Genomic DNA, 15,424 nt, shown 5'->3' on the forward strand with positions numbered 1-15,424 from the left:
TTACTACGGTGTCATGCATTGCCGGGGCGGAATGGCTTGCCCAGCGAGGCCGGCATATTGAGGCGAATCCATGCGGGATTGCGCGAGATCAGCGCGAGCACCACGATCGTCGCGGCATAGGGCAGCATCGACAGGAACTGCGGCGCGACCGCGATGCCGATGCCCTGCAGATAGAACTGCAGGATCGTCACGCCGCCGAACAGCCAGGCGCCGATCAGCACGCGGCCCGGACGCCAGGTCGCGAACGTCGTCAGCGCGAGTGCGATCCAGCCGCGGCCCGCCACAAGGTTTTCGACCCACATCGGCGTGTACACGAGAGACAGATACGCGCCGGCAAGGCCGCAGCAGGCGCCGCCGAATAGCAGCGCGCCGAAGCGGATCCATCGCACCGGATAGCCGAGCGCGTGCGCGGATTCCGGCGACTCGCCGATCGCACGCAGCGTGAGGCCCGCGCGCGTCCGGAACAGGAACCACATGATGGCGCCGCACAGCAGCAGGCTGAAGTACACCATCCAGTGCTGCTGGAAGAAGGCCGGGCCGATGAACGGAATGTCCGCAAGGCCGGGCACGGCCTTGGCCTGCGCGGGCATGGCATAGCCGACGAAGCGCTGGCCCATGAAGGCGGACAGGCCCGTGCCGAAGATCGACAGGGCGAGACCCGTCGCCACCTGGTTGGTGGCCAGCACGAGCGCCAGCCACGAGAACAGCGTGGCCATGAGCATGCCGGCACCGGCGCCCGCGAGGAAGCCGAGCATCGGGGACTGCGTCTGGTAGCCGACCATGAAGCCGAACACGGCAGCCACGAGCATCATGCCCTCGGCGCCGAGGTTGAGCACGCCGGCGCGCTCGTTGACGAGCAGGCCGAGCGCGGCCAGCAGCAGCGGGGTGCCGGCATTGATGGCGGTGGCGATCAGGGGAGCGAGTTGTTCCATGTTTTGTGGCTCCCTTAGGCGGCCGTGGCGCGCCAGCGCAGGCGGTTGTCGATCAGCGTGTCGCACGCAAGCAGGAAGAACAGCAGCATGCCCTGGAACACCCAGCCGAGCGCGGAGGGCAGGCCGATGCGCGACTGCGCCATTTCGCCGCCGATATAGAACAGCGACATCACGATGCCACCGAACACGGTGCCCACCGGATGCAGCCGGCCGACGAACGCGACGATGATGGCCGTGAAGCCATAACCGGGCGAGATCGAAGGCAGCAGTTGGCCGATCGGCCCCGTCACCTCGAACGCGCCCGCCAGGCCGGCGGTGGCGCCCGAGATCAGCAGCGCGCTCCACAGCGACCCGCGCGCCGAGAAGCCCGCATAGCGCGCGGCGAGCGGCGCGGTGCCGCCCACCTGCAGGCGGTAGCCGGCAAAGCTGCGGAACACGAACACGGTCATGACGGCCACGAGCACGAGCATCACCGCGAAGCCCGCATGCAGGCGCGAGCCCGACAGCAGATTCGGCAGCAGGAACTCGGACGAGAACACCTTCGACTGCGGGAAGTTCATGCCTTGCGGATCCTTGAGCGGGCCGTTGACGACCCACAGGATCAGCTGCTGCGCGATGTACGTGAGCATCAGGGAGACGAGGATCTCGTTGGCGTTGAAGCGATCGCGCAGCAGCGCCGTGATCGCGGCCCAGAGCATGCCGCCGACGACGCCGGCCAGGGAGGCCAGCACGAGCACGGGCAGGCCGCCGATCGTGTGGCCGGGCGTGTCGAAGTACAGCACCGTGGCGCCCGCGAAGATGCCGCCGAGAATCAGCTGGCCATCGGCGCCGATGTTCCACACATTGGCGCGATAGCAGACCGCGAGGCCGAGCGCGCAGAGTACGAGCGGCACGGTCTTCAGCAGCACCTCGCCGATCGCGCGCTTGTCGCGCAGCGGATCGACGAGGAAGACCTTCAACGCGGCCATGGGCTCCTTGCCGAGCGCGACGAACAGCAGCGCGCCGAACAATAACGTCAGCGCCAGTGCGATGAACGGCGACGCATAAGCCATCGTGCGGGACGGGGCGCCACGCGGCGCGAGCGACAGAGGCAGGCGGAACTCAGCCATGGCTCACCTCCGCTTCGGTCTTGTCGCGCTCTGTGGCGGGTCCTCCTGACCATAATCCGCTCATCCAGAGGCCCACCTGCTCTCGCGTGGCGGTCTCCACGGGAATCGACGGCGACAGATGGCCCTTGGCGATGACGTGCAGCCGGTCGCAGATGGCAAACAGCTCGTCGAGTTCTTCCGATACGACGAGCACCGCGCAGCCGGTGGCCTTGAGGGCAAGTATCTCGTTATGGATCTGCGCGGCGGCGCCGACGTCGACGCCCCACGTGGGCTGCGCGACGATCAGCACCTTCGGGCCGGAAGCGATCTCGCGGCCCACGATGAATTTCTGGAGGTTGCCGCCGGAGAGGCTGCGAGCCAGCGCGTCGGGGTTGTTGGCCTTGACGCGGAAGCGCTGGATCACGCTGGCGGCGAGTCCCGCCGCGGCCTTCGGCGAAATCAGCCCCCCGCGCACGAACGGCGGCGACTGATGGGAGAGCAGCGTATTCGCGGCAAGGCTCATGCCGGGCACCGCGCCGCGGCCGAGGCGTTCCTCGGGCACGAAGGCGAGGCCCGCGCGGCGGCGGTCGCGCGCGCCGAGCCTGCCCACCGCGCGGCCGTCGATCTGCACCGCGCCGCCGGTTTGCCGCCCATCCTCTCCGGACAAGGCCGCGAGCAACTCCTGCTGGCCGTTGCCGGACACGCCCGCGATACCGACGATCTCGCCGCCATGCACGTCGAGCGCGATGCGTTCCAGCGCGGTGCCGAATGCGTGCGAGCGCGGCAGCGACAGGTCGCGAACGGCCAGCCGCAGCGGTCCGCGTTCTGCCGCCACGCGCGCTTCGCGCGGCGGCTCGCCGCCGATCATCAGACGGGAGAGGGATGCCGCGCTCTCCTCGCGCGGATCGCACACGCCCGTCACGCGGCCCATGCGCATGACCGTCGCGCGATGGCACAGCGCGCGAATCTCGTCGAGCTTGTGGCTGATGTACAGGATGCTGGTGCCTTCGGCCGCGAGCTGGCGCAGCGTGACGAACAGCGTCTCCACCGCCTGCGGCGTCAGCACCGACGTGGGCTCGTCGAGGATCAGCAACTGCGGATTGGCCAGCAGCGCGCGCACGATTTCCACGCGCTGCCGCTCGCCCACGGACAGCGTGTGCACGTGGCGATGGGGCTCTAGCGGCAGCCCATAGCGTTCGGCCGTCGTGCGGATGCGTGCCGCCAGCTGCTTCATGTTGCCCGCGTCTTTCGGAGGTAAGCCGAGCGCGATGTTCTCGGTGACCGTGAGCGTGTCGAATAGCGAGAAATGCTGGAACACCATCGCGATGCCCAGGTTGCGCGCATCGTGCGGGCTCGCGATCGAGACCGGCGCCCCGTTGAAGTGCACCTCCCCGGCGTCGGGTCGTACCGCGCCGAAGATGATCTTCATGAGGGTGGACTTGCCGGCGCCGTTTTCGCCGAGCACGGCATGGATTTCGCCGGGCGCGACGGAGAGGCTGACGTCGTCGTTGGCGGTCACGCCGGGATAGCGCTTGGTGATGTGGGCAAGCGCCAGCCTGGTAGGAATGTGTAAGGTCACTGAAGCGGCTCGAATTGTTGTGGCAGCAACGTTAGGTCAGAAACCTAGGGCCGGACGTGCGCGCCATCATCATGGCGGCCGTATGCCCGATATTTGCTCCGGATTATATAAGTGTGCGGGGGTCCGGCCGCCCGTTTTACACGATGTGGCGCGCCCCGCAACGGTTGGCGGGTGGTTGCAATTCGCATGCCGGAAAAGAAAAAGGCCACGGCGTGGTGCCGTGGCCTTGTGAGGCGGCGCAGCCCGGGGAGGCGGCGTCCGTCAGCCGTGATTTTCGGCCGGGATCTTCGCGAAGCGGCCGTCGCGATAGTCGGCCAGCGTCTGGTAGATCTGGTCCTGCGTGTTCATCACGAACGGACCATACTGCGCGATCGGCTCGTTGAGCGGCTGCCCCGCGATCAGCAGGAAGCGCGCTTCCTCCGTGGCGTGGATCACCACGCCGTCGCCGCGGCCCGTGTTATCGAGCACGCCCATGCGCTGCGCTTCGACCACGGCGGCGTTCTCGTCGTCACCGACCTTTACCTCACCGCGATACACGTACAGGAACGCGTTGTGTCCCCCCGGCAGCGACTGCGCGAATCGCGCGCCCGCCGGCAGATGGACGTCCAGGTACAGCGGCTCGGTCACCGGCCGCGTGACGGCGCCCGCGACACCGTGCGAGGCGCCCGCGATCACGCGCACCGTTCCGCCCGCCGATCCGCTTGCCGACTTGTCATCGGGCAGGGCGACGGTCGGAATGTCGCGCGACGGCACATCGCGATACCACGGCGTGGTCATCTTGTCGGCCGCGGGCAGGTTCAGCCAGAGCTGAAAGCCTTCCATGCGGCCGTCTTCCTGCTCGGGCAGCTCCGAATGCACGACGCCCGAGCCGGCGACCATCCATTGCGCGCCGCCGTTCTCGAGCAGGCCTTCATGGCCCGCGCTGTCGCGATGCCGCATGCGGCCGGCGAGCATGTACGTGATGGTCTCGAAGCCGCGGTGCGGGTGGTCGGGGAAGCCGCCGATATAGTCGTCGCGATTGTCCGTGCCGAAGGCGTCCAGCATCAGGAACGGGTCGAGACGGCGCTGCAGGTTCTGCGTGAGGACGCGGGTCAGCTTGACGCCGGCGCCATCGGACGTGGCAATGCCGCGCACGACGCGATCGACCGTGCGCGAGCGCGTGACGGTCTCTGCGGCGGTGGCGGGGGTGCGGGTTTCCATGTCGTTCTCCGGTTGAATGGCTTGCATACCCATGCAATGTAGGGGTTTGGCAAAAATCCGGTAGAGGTCCGAGGGGCAAAAGATTGTTCCGTTTGCGGAACGCCCGCACCCCGGATCGAGCGTCGGAACAGAACGCTGAGCCGCGCCGCACCGTGCGTTGGGCAGGCGACGCGAAGCGCGCTTTTACGCCCGCCAAAACCTCGAAATGACAGGATCGCAGAACTTGTGTAGAATAGCGGCCTGTTTGTCACACGTTGCGCAGAGATCGCAACAATCCAATAGGCCATCGAGGCCGGCCCGCCTGTGCGCGTTGCCCGGTTTCTTGCGCTGCTACCGGATCGCCCGTTATCCCGGCGTTCCATCAATGAGGTGCTTCCGCGCTTGATTGCCGAGCCACGAAGCCCCGATAGTCCGTCCGCCGGCGCTCCTGCCGGTCATGGCGGCAATGCAATCTGAACCGGCTCCGGCGGACGCGTCCGCTCCGGACCCATTGTTTTTCGCTTTCGTCGTGTGGCGTTCCATGCTCATGGCCGCCATGGACCCCCTTTGAGGAAAAGGACCCATGAACCGACAAGCCGTACGCCTCGCCTGGGGTGTGCTCACTGCCATTGCGCTCGCAGGGCTGATCGCCTGGATCGGCCCGGATGTCATCGCCACGCATCGGGACCGGCTGCTGTACGACCTCGCCGATCACCTTCGCCTCGTCGCGGTTTCGATGGCCCTTGCGCTCGCCACCGGCATCCCGGCCGGCATCGGCCTCTCGCGGCCCTGCATGCGCCGCTGGGCGGACCGGCTGATGCAGATCTTCAACATTGGCAACACGGTGCCGTCGCTCGCCGTGCTGGCACTAGCGCTCGCGGTGCTCGGCATCGGCGAACGTCCCGCGATCCTCGCCTTGTGGCTCGCGTCGCTGCTGCCGATCGTGCGCAACACGTACGAAGGGCTGCGCAACGTGTCGCCCGCGCTGCGCGAGGCCGCGCGCGGCATCGGCATGACGCCGCTGCAGCGGCTCGTGCGCGTGGAGTTTCCCAATGCGCTGCCCGTGGTGCTCGCTGGCGTGCGCATCAGCCTGGTGATCAATGTCGGCACGGTGCCCCTGTCGTTCCTCATCGGCGCCAACAGCCTTGGCGAATTGATCTTCCCGGGCATCTACCTCAACAACCAGTCGCTGCTGCTGCTTGGCGCGGCCGCCACCGCGCTGCTCGCGCTCGTGCTCGACGCGCTGTTCGCGTATGCGGGGCATGTGTATCTGCGCCGCCGCGGGCTGGCGAACTGAAGGAGTCGGACCTCATGGCATGGAATCCCGAGAAGGAGCGCAGGGCGTTCTGGATCTTCGCGGTCGTCGGCGCGATCCTGGCCGCGGTGCTGCTGGGCACCGCGCCGGCGCATGCGCAGGCATCGCAACCGGCATCCGAAGCGAGCACCGGTTCCGGAACCGGCGCCGCGCCACTGCGCGTGGGCGGCAAGAATTTCACCGAGCAGCTGATCCTGTCGTCGATGACGTCGCAGTACCTGCGCGCCAGGGGCTTCGGCACCGAGCTGACGGCGGGACTCGGCAGCACGCTGATGCGGCAGGCGCTTGAGTCGGGGCAGCTCGACGTGGTGTGGGACTACACCGGTACCGCGCTCATCGTCTTCAACCATGTCGAGGACAAGCTCGACGGGCCCGAGAGCTACGCCCGCGTGAAGGCGCTCGATGGCGAGAAGGGGCTCGTGTGGCTGGCGCCGTCGCGCGTGAACAATACCTATGCGCTGGCGATGCCGCGCGCGCGCGCGGAAGCGGCGGGCGTGACCACGCTGTCCGCGCTCGCCGCGAAGATGCGCGCCCATCCCGACGACAAGCATCCGTTCGCGGTGGACATGGAGTTCGCCGCCCGTCCCGACGGTCTCGAGCCGCTCAAGGCCGCGTATCAGCTGCCCTTTGCGCGCAAGGACATCATCCAGCTCGACCCGGGTCTCGTGTACACGGCGCTCAAGAACGATCAGGTCGAACTGGGCCTCGTCTACACGACCGACGGCCGCGTGAAGGGCTTCGACCTCGCGCTGCTCGAGGACGACCTGCACTTCTTCCCGCCGTACAACGCGGTGCCCGTCGTGCGCCGCGCGGTACTCGACGCGCATCCGGAAATCGCGGGGCTGCTCGACGCGTTGTCGTCGAAGCTCGACAACGCCGCCATGACGGAGATGAACTATCAGGTCGATATCGGGCAGCAGCCCGTGGACAAGGTCGCGAGCGATTTCCTGCGCGCGAACGGCCTGCTCTGACGAGAGAACCCATATGGACCTGATTGCTTACCTTCAACATAGCTGGCCTACGCTGCTGCGGCTCACGGGGCAGCATCTCGCGCTCGTCGGCGCCGCCGTGACGCTGGCCATCGTCATCGGCGTGCCACTGGGCATCCTCATCACGCGTCATCGCTGGCTCGCCACGCCGCTACTCGCGCTGGCCACGATCGTGCTGACGCTGCCGTCCATCGCGCTGTTCGGATTGATGATTCCGATCTTCGCGCGCTTCGGCCACGCACTCGGCTACCTGCCGGCGGTGACGGCCGTGTTCCTGTATTCGCTGCTGCCGATCATGCGCAATACCTACACCGCGCTCGTGAACGTCGATCCCGGCATTCAAGAGGCGGGCCGCGGCATCGGCATGACTACGTGGCAGCGTATGCGTCTTGTCGATCTGCCGCTTGCGGTGCCCGTCATCCTCGGCGGCGTGCGTACGGCCGTGGTGATGAATATCGGCGTGACCACGATCGCCGCGCTGATCGGCGCGGGCGGCCTGGGCGTGCTGATCCTCCAGGCCATCAGCCAGAGCAACATGAGCAAGCTTGCGGTCGGCGCGGCGCTCGTGAGCGCGCTCGCCATCGTCGCCGACCTGTGCCTGCAGCGCTTGCAGCGGGCCCTGACACCGAAAGGAATCCGACTATGACCAAGAACCCAACCGTGTCCATGAATGTGGCGATGCCGACCACCGCGGCGGCGTCCGCGGGCGTGCCGATGATCCAGCTCGACAAGCTGACCAAGACGTTCTTGCAGAAGGACGGCACGCGCTCCAATGCCGTGGACGCCGTTTCGCTCGATGTCCCGCGCGGCGAGATCTGCGTGTTCCTGGGCCCGTCCGGCTGCGGCAAGACCACCACGCTCAAGATGATCAACCGGCTGATCGAGCCGACCTCGGGCACGGTGCGCATCGATGGCGAGGACACCGCCGGCATCGACGGCGTAGCCCTGCGACGCAAGATCGGCTACGTCATTCAGCAGATCGGCCTGTTCCCGAACATGACCATCGAGGAGAACATCATGGTCGTGCCGCGCCTGCTGGGCTGGGACAAGGCGCGCAGCCGCGAGCGCGCGCGCGAACTCATGGCGATGGTGCAGCTGGATCCGGACCGCATGCTCGGCCGCTATCCGCGCGAACTATCGGGCGGCCAGCAGCAGCGTATCGGGGTGATTCGTGCGCTCGCGGCCGATGCGCCGGTGCTGCTGATGGACGAGCCGTTCGGCGCGGTGGACCCGATCAATCGCGAGAGCATCCAGAACGAGTTCTTCCAGATGCAGCGGGCGCTTGGCAAGACGGTGATCATGGTGTCGCACGACATCGACGAGGCCATCAAGCTCGGCGACAAGGTCGCGGTGTTCCGCCGCGGCAAGCTCGTGCAGTTCGATCATCCGGACGCGCTGCTCGCGCATCCCGCCGACGATTTCGTGCAGGCGTTCGTGGGACACGACAACACGCTGAAGCGACTGCTGCTGGTGCGCGCGGGCGATGCGGCCACGATGCCGCCGAGCGCGGCGCCGGGTACGACACTGGCGCAGGCATTCGGCGTAATGGACGACGCGGACGTGCGGCATCTGCCGGTGGTCGATGAGGCGGGGCGCGCGGTGGGATATGTCTCGCGGCGCGATGCGCGCGCGGGGCTCACCGGCGGCGGCACGTGCGCGGAGGTGCTGCGTCCCTTCGCGGCGACGGCCGCGTTCGACGAGCATCTGCGCATCGTGCTCTCGCGCATGTACCAGCACAACACGAGCTGGCTGCCCGTGGTCGATGCCGATGGCGCATACCTCGGCGAGGTCACGCAGGAGTCGATCGCCGACTACCTCAGCTCGGGCAAGTCGCGCGGCGCAAAGCTGGCGATGAGCGCCTGATTTCTGGCCGTCCGCGAAAAAAAGCGAGGGCGGCGGCCTGCGCGCACGCGCATACCGTACCCTCGCCCTGAGCGCTTCGTATGCGCTTCTTATGCGCTTCGTATGCCCTCCCGCAACGGGAGGGCGTCACGTCAATCAGGCGTGACCGAGCTCACCATCCTTCAGTCGCCACAGCTTCAGCGGATTGCCATCCTTTACCGCCTCGGGCAGCAGATCCGCCGGCAAATTCTGATAGCACACCGGTCGCAGGAAGCGATCGATCGCGGTGGTGCCCACCGACGTCGTGCGCGTATCGGACGTCGCCGGGAACGGCCCGCCGTGGACCATCGCGAAGCACACTTCCACACCGGTCGGATAGCCGTTGAACAGGATACGGCCCGCCTTGCGCTCGAGCGTCGGCAGCAGGCGCGCCGCCAGTGCGTGGTCGCCAGCATCGGCCTGCACCGTCACGGTCAGCTGGCCTTCGACGGCACGCGCCACGGCCACGAGGTCATCGGCGTTGCGGCAAGTCACGAGCACGGTCGAGGGGCCGAACACTTCGGCATGCATGCGCTCGTCGGCGAGGAACTGCTGCGCGGAGGCTTCGAAGAAGGCCGGACGGGCCTGGTTCGGGCCCGTGGCCTCGAGGCCGCAGCCCACCTGCGACAGGCCGTTGATGTCGGCCAGCTTCGCCACACCCTTCGTGAACGCACCGTGGATGCCCGGCGTAAGCATCGTCGCGGCCGGCTTGCCGCCGATGGCGGCGACGGCTGCCGCGCGGAACTTGTCCAGCGACGGTCCTTCGATCGCGAGCAGCAGGCCGGGATTCGTGCAGAACTGACCCACGCCCATCACGAGAGAGTCCACCAGATCGCGCGCGATCGTCTCGCCGCGCGCGGCCAGTGCCTCGGGCAGCAGGAATACGGGGTTGATGCTGCTCATCTCGGCATAGACCGGAATCGGCTGCGGACGGTTGTTGGCGACCTGCGTCAGCGCGAGGCCGCCGGTGCGCGAACCGGTGAAGCCTACCGCCTGAATCGCGGGGTGCGCCACGAGCGCGGTACCCACCGCGATGCTCGCGCCGCCGACCATCGAGAACACGCCTTCCGGCAGGCCGGCATCGGCCACGGCCTTCTGGATCGCGCGGCCGACCAGCTCCGAAGTGCCCGGGTGCGCGGGGTGCGCCTTCACGACGACGGGGCAGCCCGCGGCCAGCGCGGACGCGGTATCGCCACCGGCCACCGAGAAGGCCAGCGGGAAGTTGCTGGCGCCGAACACGGCCACGGGACCGATCGCGATCTTCTGCATGCGCAGGTCCGGACGCGGAGGCGTGCGCTCGGGCAGCGCGCTGTCGATCGTGGCGCTCTGCCAGCGGCCGTCGCGCAGCAGGCGCGCGAACAGGCGCAGCTGGCCCGTCGTGCGGCCACGCTCGCCGGTCAGGCGTGCCAGCGGCAGGGCGGTCTCGGCGTTCGCGCGTTGCAGCAACTCGTCACCGATCGCTTCGATGTTGTCCGCAATCCGTTCGAGGAACTGGGCACGCTGCTCCGGCGAGGTCGCGCGGAACGTGTCGAACGCGGCTTCGGCCAGGGTGCAGGCGCGGTCCACGTCGGCGGCGCCGCCACCATGGAACGTCGGAGTCAGCGCTTCGCCGGTGGCCGGGTTGATCGCTTGGAACGTGTCTTCGGTGCCGCGCACTGCGCTGGCGCCGATCAGCATTTCGCCGGTAATCGTCATGATGGGAAGTCCTGCTGGAAGAAAGGGGAGGGAATCGGAAGCGGTTTCGCGTCGGGGGAGAGCATACCCCGACCTCGGGAATCTGTCGGGTCGGCCGGGAAAATCAGCTTTGCATTTTTGGCATCGCGACGTACGAGAATCGCGATGTCATAAGACATCATACGACATCTTATGACATGCCGCGCGGTCCCGCAACCGCGGGTAGCGAAGCCATGCCGGGGAGGGTGCGGGTACGCTCAGGCCCCCGTGCCAGCCGCCATGGACGACGCCTTGCGCAAACGTTCCCGGCTGTTGGTCAGGTGCATGCGCATGGCGGCCTTGGCGGCTTCGGGGTCACGGCGCTCGATCGCATCGTAGATGCTCTCGTGCTCGAAGCTGACCCGCTCCAGGTATTGCTCGCGCTCGGGGGTGCTCACCTGCAGCCGGCTGCGCGGAATCACCATGGTGCCCAGGTGCCCCATGATGTCGGTGAAATAGCGATTGCCCGTCGCGCGCGCGATCGACAGATGGAATTCGAAGTCCGAGCGCACCGCGTCATTACCAGCGGCCGCATTGCGCTTGAGTTCCTCGAGCGCGCGGCGCATCGCCGCCAGATGCTCGTCGGTGCGGCGCGACGCCGCCAGGCTCGCGGCTTCGGCTTCCAGGCTCACGCGGAATTCGAGCATGGCCAGCACGTCCATCGCGGTGATCATCGCCGACGGGTCGATACGGAAGGGCGACTGGGTGTCCGCCGCGCGCGCCAGCACGAAGGTGCCGATGCCGTGGCGAGTCTCGACCATGCCGCTGGCCTGCAGCCGCGACAGCGCTTCCCGAACCACCGTCCGGCTCACGCCCAGCGTGGCCATGATCTCGGATTCGGTCGGCAGCTTGTCGCCGGGCTTCAGCTGGCCCTGCTGGATGCTTTCCGAGAGATTGCCGACCACTTCCTCGGCAAGCGTGCGGCCGCGGCGGCGCAGCGGTGCGGGAGGGGCGATCGTGGCGTTGGACATGATATTCAGCGGAGGTTCGGCGAAGGCCTGCTATGGATGGCGACCGGAATTGCGCTCCATTATACGGTCCCGATTGTTATACGACGACCGATAACGCACACCTAGCGTATGCGCGATCTTGCCGCGTGGCAAGCTTTATGGCAACGGGGGAGCCGGAGGACAAGAGAGGTGGCGGAAGCGGTGAGATTCGAACTCACGGATGGGTCACCCCATCGGCAGTTTTCAAGACTGCTGCCTTAAACCACTCGGCCACGCTTCCGTCGGGACTGCGGGAAGAGCGCGCATTATACAAGCTAACGCAGCAACAAAAAGTTGCAGCGTTAGCACAATCGTTTCCCCTCGGACGGCCGCATGGTGTTTGACTGGCGGCATGTCGGTGTCCGTCGGACAGCGCGGAACCTTGCAGGGCCCTGGGGCCTCATATGCCACGAGATGTCCGCATGCGACCAGGACATCGCGCATATTTCAAACAGAGGAGGATTCCCATGAACGCAATTCGTCAATCCAGTCAATCCAGTCAATCCAGTCAATCCAGTCAAACCAGTGCCACGACCCGCAGTGCACTGACCCGTGGCGCCATTCTCGCCGTGACGGCTGTCGCGGCCGCGCTTGCTGGCTGCGCGCAGCCGGGCTACAACCAGCCGTATGGCAATACCGCGTATAACGCACCGCCGCCGCCGGGATACAACCAGCCCGGCTATCAGCAGCCTGGCTACCAGCAACCGGGTTATCAGCAGGGCGGATATCAGCAGGCCCCCAACACCTATCAAGCGCCCGCGGGCTCGGTCTTCACCGGCCGCGTGGAATCGATCGAGCCGATCACCACCGAGCAGAACAGCTCGGGCATCCTCGGTACCGTCATCGGCGGCGCTGCGGGCGGTCTGCTGGGCAACCAGATCGGCGGCGGACGCGGACGCACCGCGGCCACGATCGGCGGTGCCGTGGTCGGTGCCGTCGCGGGCAATCAGGTGGAGAAGCGCACCGGCAGCAATACGCAGACCGTGTATCGCGTGAACGTGCGCCTGGACGATGGTCGCATGGCCAGCGTGACGCAACGCGACGTCGGCGCGCTGCGCATCGGCGACCGCGCGCGCGTGGCCAACGACATGGCCATGCCTTACTGATCGGCAATCGGCGTTGCCGTCGAACGGCCTACAGGAACATCTCCTGCAGGTCGTTCAGGAAGCGCCGGCCCAGCTCGGTCGGGCGGATCGTCGTCAGGTCCGCCTCGAGCAGCCCCTTCTTCTCCGCCGCCGCCAGCTGCTTGCTGATCGTATGCAGCGGCAATCCCGTGTAGTCGTGAAAGCTCGACGCCGGCACGCCATCGGTGAGCCGCAGCGCATTGAGCATGAACTCGAACGGCAGTTCGCTCGCCGCGACGTCGCGCGCTTCCTGTACGGCCTCCCCGGCTAACGCGCGTTCCATATACGTGGCCGGATGCTTGTATCGCATCTGACGCAGCACGCGATGCGGGAACGACAGCTTGCCGTGCGCCCCCGCGCCAATGCCGAGGTAGTCCCCGAAACGCCAGTAGTTGAGGTTGTGCCGCGCCTCGCGGTGCGGCCGCGCATACGCGGACGTCTCGTAATGGCGGAACCCGGCCTGCGCGGTGCGCGCTTCGATCAGGTCCTGCATCTCGTACGCGATGTCCTCGTCGGGCAACGCGGGCGGATACTTCGCGAACAGCGTGTTCGGCTCGAGCGTCAGGTGATACATCGACAGATGCGTCGTGCCATACGACAGCGCGGACTCGAGGTCGTGCAGGCACTCGTCGAGCGTCTGCTGCGGCAGCGCGTACATGAGGTCGAGGTTGACGTTGTCGAAGTGTCGCAGTGCGATGTCGATGGCCGCGCGGGCCTCGCGCTCGCCGTGGATCCGGCCCAGCGCCTGCAGATGCCGGTCGCTGAAGCTCTGGATGCCGATCGACAGGCGGTTGATGCCGCTGGCGCGGAAGCTCGCGAAACGCTCGGCCTCGAACGTGCCGGGGTTTGCTTCCATCGTGATCTCGGCATCCGCATCGAGCGGAAGCAGCGCGCGGATATCCGACAGGAGCCGGTCCATGCCGGCCGCCGACAGCAGGCTCGGCGTGCCGCCGCCGATGAACACGGTATGTACGGGACGCCCCCACACCAGCGGCAGCGATTGCTCGAGGTCCGCGCGCAGCGCATCGAGGTACCTGTCCTCGGGAATCTCGTGCGAACCGCCCGGCGCCGCGTGCGAATTGAAATCGCAATACGGGCACTTGCGTACGCACCAGGGGATATGCACGTACAGCGACAACGGAGGGGAGCCCGGCAGCGAGATCTGCCCGGGCTTGAGCCACAGCTGCTGATTGTCGGCGGGTGAGGGCGTCGCGGGCTTGCTGCCGCCGGCGGAGCCGGCAGGGATGATCGGAATCATGTGCCGATCCGCATGCCATGCGCCTGCAGGCGGGCCACAAGGCCCCGCAGCGCCAGCGCGCGATGGCTGACGGTGTTTTTCTCTTCCGCGCTCAGTTCGGCGGCGGTCTTGCCGATGCCGGGCAGCATGAAGTGCGGGTCGTAACCGAAGCCGCCGGCACCGCGCGGCGCGTCGACGACTTCGCCGGCCCACGTGCCTTCCGCGATCAGCGGGCGCGGATCTTCCGCATGGCGCACGAGCACGAGCACGCAGTAATACTGCGCGCGGCGATTGAGCTTTCCTGCCAGCTGCGAGATCAGATGCGCGTTATTGGCCGCGTCCGACTTGGGCTTGCCCACGCATTGCGCATAACGCGCCGAATAGACGCCGGGCGCGCCGTCAAGCGCGTCCACGCAGATGCCGGAGTCGTCCGCCAGCGCGGGCATGCCCGCGAGGCGGCTCGCATGCCGCGCCTTGGCCAGCGCGTTCTCGATGAACGTCGCATGCGGCTCCTCGGCCTCGGGAATGCCGAGCTCGCCCTGCGGCACGACGTCAAAGCCGAATGGCGCGAGCAGGGCGCCGAACTCGCGCAGCTTGCCGGCGTTGTTCGAAGCGAGGACCAGACGTTGCATGTTGCCTCCCACGCGTTTCAGAGTCCCAGCGCCTGGCGCTGATGGCGGACCAGTTCGGCGATGCCGGCTTCCGCGAGCCGCGTCATCGCATCGAGGTCGGCACGCACGAACGGCGCGCCTTCGGCCGTGCCCTGAACCTCGACGAAACCGCCGCTGCCGGTCATGACCACGTTCATGTCGGTATCGCAGGTGCTGTCCTCAGCGTAGTCGAGGTCGAGCACGGGAGCACCGTCGACCATGCCGACCGACACCGCCGCCACGAAGTCGCGAATCGGGCTCGCGGTAATCTGACCGGCGGCGATCATCTTGCTCACGGCATCGTGCGCGGCCACGAACGCGCCCGTGATGGCGGCCGTACGCGTGCCGCCATCGGCCTGCAGCACGTCGCAATCGAGGTGAATCGTGTATTCGCCCAGCGCGGAGAGATCGAAGACCGAGCGCATCGCGCGGCCGATCAGGCGCTGGATTTCCTGCGTGCGGCCGGTCTGCTTGCCGCGGGCGGCCTCGCGGTCGGAGCGCGTATGCGTGGCGCGGGGCAGCATGCCGTACTCCGCCGTGACCCAGCCTTCGCCGGAACCCTTCTTGTGCGGCGGCACCTTGGCCAGCACGCTGGCCGTGCACAGGACTTTCGTGTCGCCGAAGGCACACAGCACGGCGCCTTCCGCATGGCGCGTGTAATGACGGGTCAGGGTGACAGGTCGCAGCGCATCGGCTGCGCGGCCGCTCGGTCGCATGGGGGAGTCTTTCGTGGAATCGGATAAGACCG

14 protein-coding genes and 1 tRNA gene are annotated in these 15,424 nt (G+C 67.2%); 5 read left to right on the forward strand and 10 right to left on the reverse strand.

Annotation, left to right across the window (positions count from 1 at the left end):
* Positions 1 to 11: 11 nt before the first annotated feature.
* The 4 genes from KHP16_RS17175 to KHP16_RS17190 form a co-directional block, all read right to left on the reverse strand.
* Positions 12 to 932 carry an ABC transporter permease gene (locus KHP16_RS17175; protein ID WP_109580452.1) on the reverse strand — a complete coding sequence of 307 codons (921 nt, stop codon included), beginning with the start codon at positions 930 to 932 and terminating at the stop codon, positions 12 to 14.
* 14 nt (positions 933 to 946) lie between these two features.
* Positions 947 to 2,041 (reverse strand): ABC transporter permease, encoded by a 1,095-nt coding sequence (locus KHP16_RS17180; protein ID WP_109580453.1) that lies wholly within the window; start codon positions 2,039 to 2,041, stop codon positions 947 to 949.
* A complete protein-coding gene (locus KHP16_RS17185) occupies positions 2,034 to 3,599 on the reverse strand; it encodes an ABC transporter ATP-binding protein (RefSeq protein WP_109580454.1) in 1,566 nt (521 codons plus the stop codon). Before KHP16_RS17185 ends, KHP16_RS17180 begins: the two co-directional genes overlap by 8 nt.
* Before the next feature lie 261 nt (positions 3,600 to 3,860).
* Positions 3,861 to 4,799 (reverse strand): pirin family protein, encoded by a 939-nt coding sequence (locus KHP16_RS17190; RefSeq protein ID WP_211960730.1) that lies wholly within the window; start codon positions 4,797 to 4,799, stop codon positions 3,861 to 3,863.
* 562 nt (positions 4,800 to 5,361) lie between these two features.
* Here KHP16_RS17190 and KHP16_RS17195 point away from each other — a divergent pair.
* The 4 genes from KHP16_RS17195 (at position 5,362) to KHP16_RS17210 (ending at position 8,945) form a co-directional block, all read left to right on the forward strand.
* On the forward strand, positions 5,362 to 6,075 hold the full coding sequence (locus KHP16_RS17195) for an ABC transporter permease (RefSeq protein ID WP_109580457.1): 714 nt from the start codon (positions 5,362 to 5,364) through the stop codon (positions 6,073 to 6,075).
* A 14-nt stretch (positions 6,076 to 6,089) separates the two neighbouring features.
* Entirely contained in the window at positions 6,090 to 7,064 is a 975-nt protein-coding gene (locus KHP16_RS17200) for a glycine betaine ABC transporter substrate-binding protein (RefSeq protein ID WP_211960731.1), read from the forward strand.
* 13 nt (positions 7,065 to 7,077) lie between these two features.
* Positions 7,078 to 7,728 (forward strand): ABC transporter permease, encoded by a 651-nt coding sequence (locus KHP16_RS17205; RefSeq protein WP_109580459.1) that lies wholly within the window; start codon positions 7,078 to 7,080, stop codon positions 7,726 to 7,728.
* Between the two features lie 68 nt (positions 7,729 to 7,796).
* A complete protein-coding gene (locus KHP16_RS17210) occupies positions 7,797 to 8,945 on the forward strand; it encodes an osmoprotectant ABC transporter ATP-binding protein OsmV (protein ID WP_211960762.1) in 1,149 nt (382 codons plus the stop codon).
* A 135-nt stretch (positions 8,946 to 9,080) separates the two neighbouring features.
* On the opposite strand, the gene KHP16_RS17215 is transcribed toward KHP16_RS17210, so the two are convergent.
* The 3 genes from KHP16_RS17215 to KHP16_RS17225 all read right to left on the reverse strand — a co-directional run bounded on the left by KHP16_RS17215 (position 9,081) and on the right by KHP16_RS17225 (position 11,906).
* The gene (locus KHP16_RS17215; RefSeq protein ID WP_109580460.1) at positions 9,081 to 10,658 is read right to left on the reverse strand and encodes an aldehyde dehydrogenase (NADP(+)); all 1,578 of its coding nucleotides are present in this window, start codon (positions 10,656 to 10,658) and stop codon (positions 9,081 to 9,083) included.
* A gap of 236 nt (positions 10,659 to 10,894) precedes the next feature.
* Positions 10,895 to 11,647: a FadR/GntR family transcriptional regulator gene (locus KHP16_RS17220; RefSeq protein ID WP_109580461.1), complete on the reverse strand. Its 753-nt coding sequence runs from the start codon at positions 11,645 to 11,647 to the stop codon at positions 10,895 to 10,897.
* A gap of 169 nt (positions 11,648 to 11,816) precedes the next feature.
* Positions 11,817 to 11,906, reverse strand: a tRNA-Ser gene (locus KHP16_RS17225).
* A gap of 226 nt (positions 11,907 to 12,132) precedes the next feature.
* On the opposite strand from KHP16_RS17225, the gene KHP16_RS17230 reads away from it, so the two are divergent.
* The gene (locus KHP16_RS17230; RefSeq protein ID WP_211960732.1) at positions 12,133 to 12,771 is read left to right on the forward strand and encodes a glycine zipper 2TM domain-containing protein; all 639 of its coding nucleotides are present in this window, start codon (positions 12,133 to 12,135) and stop codon (positions 12,769 to 12,771) included.
* Positions 12,772 to 12,799: 28 nt separating this feature from the next.
* On the opposite strand, the gene hemW is transcribed toward KHP16_RS17230, so the two are convergent.
* The 3 genes from hemW to rph are packed head-to-tail and all read right to left on the reverse strand — an operon-like array spanning position 12,800 to position 15,392.
* Positions 12,800 to 14,047 carry a radical SAM family heme chaperone HemW gene (gene hemW, locus KHP16_RS17235; protein ID WP_121490640.1) on the reverse strand — a complete coding sequence of 416 codons (1,248 nt, stop codon included), beginning with the start codon at positions 14,045 to 14,047 and terminating at the stop codon, positions 12,800 to 12,802.
* Complete coding sequence (gene rdgB, locus KHP16_RS17240) at positions 14,044 to 14,658, reverse strand: RdgB/HAM1 family non-canonical purine NTP pyrophosphatase (protein ID WP_109580464.1); 615 nt, start codon at positions 14,656 to 14,658, stop codon at positions 14,044 to 14,046. Before rdgB ends, hemW begins: the two co-directional genes overlap by 4 nt.
* A 17-nt stretch (positions 14,659 to 14,675) precedes the next feature.
* Complete coding sequence (rph, locus tag KHP16_RS17245) at positions 14,676 to 15,392, reverse strand: ribonuclease PH (RefSeq protein WP_121490641.1); 717 nt, start codon at positions 15,390 to 15,392, stop codon at positions 14,676 to 14,678.
* Between the last annotated feature and the right edge of the window lie 32 nt (positions 15,393 to 15,424).

Source organism: Cupriavidus plantarum, assembly GCF_905397285.1.
In the GTDB taxonomy this organism is placed as follows: domain Bacteria; phylum Pseudomonadota; class Gammaproteobacteria; order Burkholderiales; family Burkholderiaceae; genus Cupriavidus; species Cupriavidus plantarum.

What these genes read in the sequence shown, in the direction of transcription:
- KHP16_RS17175 (WP_109580452.1), bottom strand. Translation starts at nt 932, where the DNA reads ATGGAACAACTCGCTCCCCTGATCGCCACCGCCATCAATGCCGGCACC.
- KHP16_RS17180 (WP_109580453.1), bottom strand. Translation starts at nt 2,041, where the DNA reads ATGGCTGAGTTCCGCCTGCCTCTGTCGCTCGCGCCGCGTGGCGCCCCG.
- KHP16_RS17190 (WP_211960730.1), bottom strand. Translation starts at nt 4,799, where the DNA reads ATGGAAACCCGCACCCCCGCCACCGCCGCAGAGACCGTCACGCGCTCG.
- KHP16_RS17195 (WP_109580457.1), top strand. Translation starts at nt 5,362, where the DNA reads ATGAACCGACAAGCCGTACGCCTCGCCTGGGGTGTGCTCACTGCCATT.
- KHP16_RS17200 (WP_211960731.1), top strand. Translation starts at nt 6,090, where the DNA reads ATGGCATGGAATCCCGAGAAGGAGCGCAGGGCGTTCTGGATCTTCGCG.
- KHP16_RS17205 (WP_109580459.1), top strand. Translation starts at nt 7,078, where the DNA reads ATGGACCTGATTGCTTACCTTCAACATAGCTGGCCTACGCTGCTGCGG.
- KHP16_RS17210 (WP_211960762.1), top strand. Translation starts at nt 7,797, where the DNA reads ATGATCCAGCTCGACAAGCTGACCAAGACGTTCTTGCAGAAGGACGGC.
- KHP16_RS17215 (WP_109580460.1), bottom strand. Translation starts at nt 10,658, where the DNA reads ATGACGATTACCGGCGAAATGCTGATCGGCGCCAGCGCAGTGCGCGGC.
- KHP16_RS17220 (WP_109580461.1), bottom strand. Translation starts at nt 11,647, where the DNA reads ATGTCCAACGCCACGATCGCCCCTCCCGCACCGCTGCGCCGCCGCGGC.
- KHP16_RS17230 (WP_211960732.1), top strand. Translation starts at nt 12,133, where the DNA reads ATGAACGCAATTCGTCAATCCAGTCAATCCAGTCAATCCAGTCAATCC.
- hemW (WP_121490640.1), bottom strand. Translation starts at nt 14,047, where the DNA reads ATGATTCCGATCATCCCTGCCGGCTCCGCCGGCGGCAGCAAGCCCGCG.
- rdgB (WP_109580464.1), bottom strand. Translation starts at nt 14,658, where the DNA reads ATGCAACGTCTGGTCCTCGCTTCGAACAACGCCGGCAAGCTGCGCGAG.
- rph (WP_121490641.1), bottom strand. Translation starts at nt 15,392, where the DNA reads ATGCGACCGAGCGGCCGCGCAGCCGATGCGCTGCGACCTGTCACCCTG.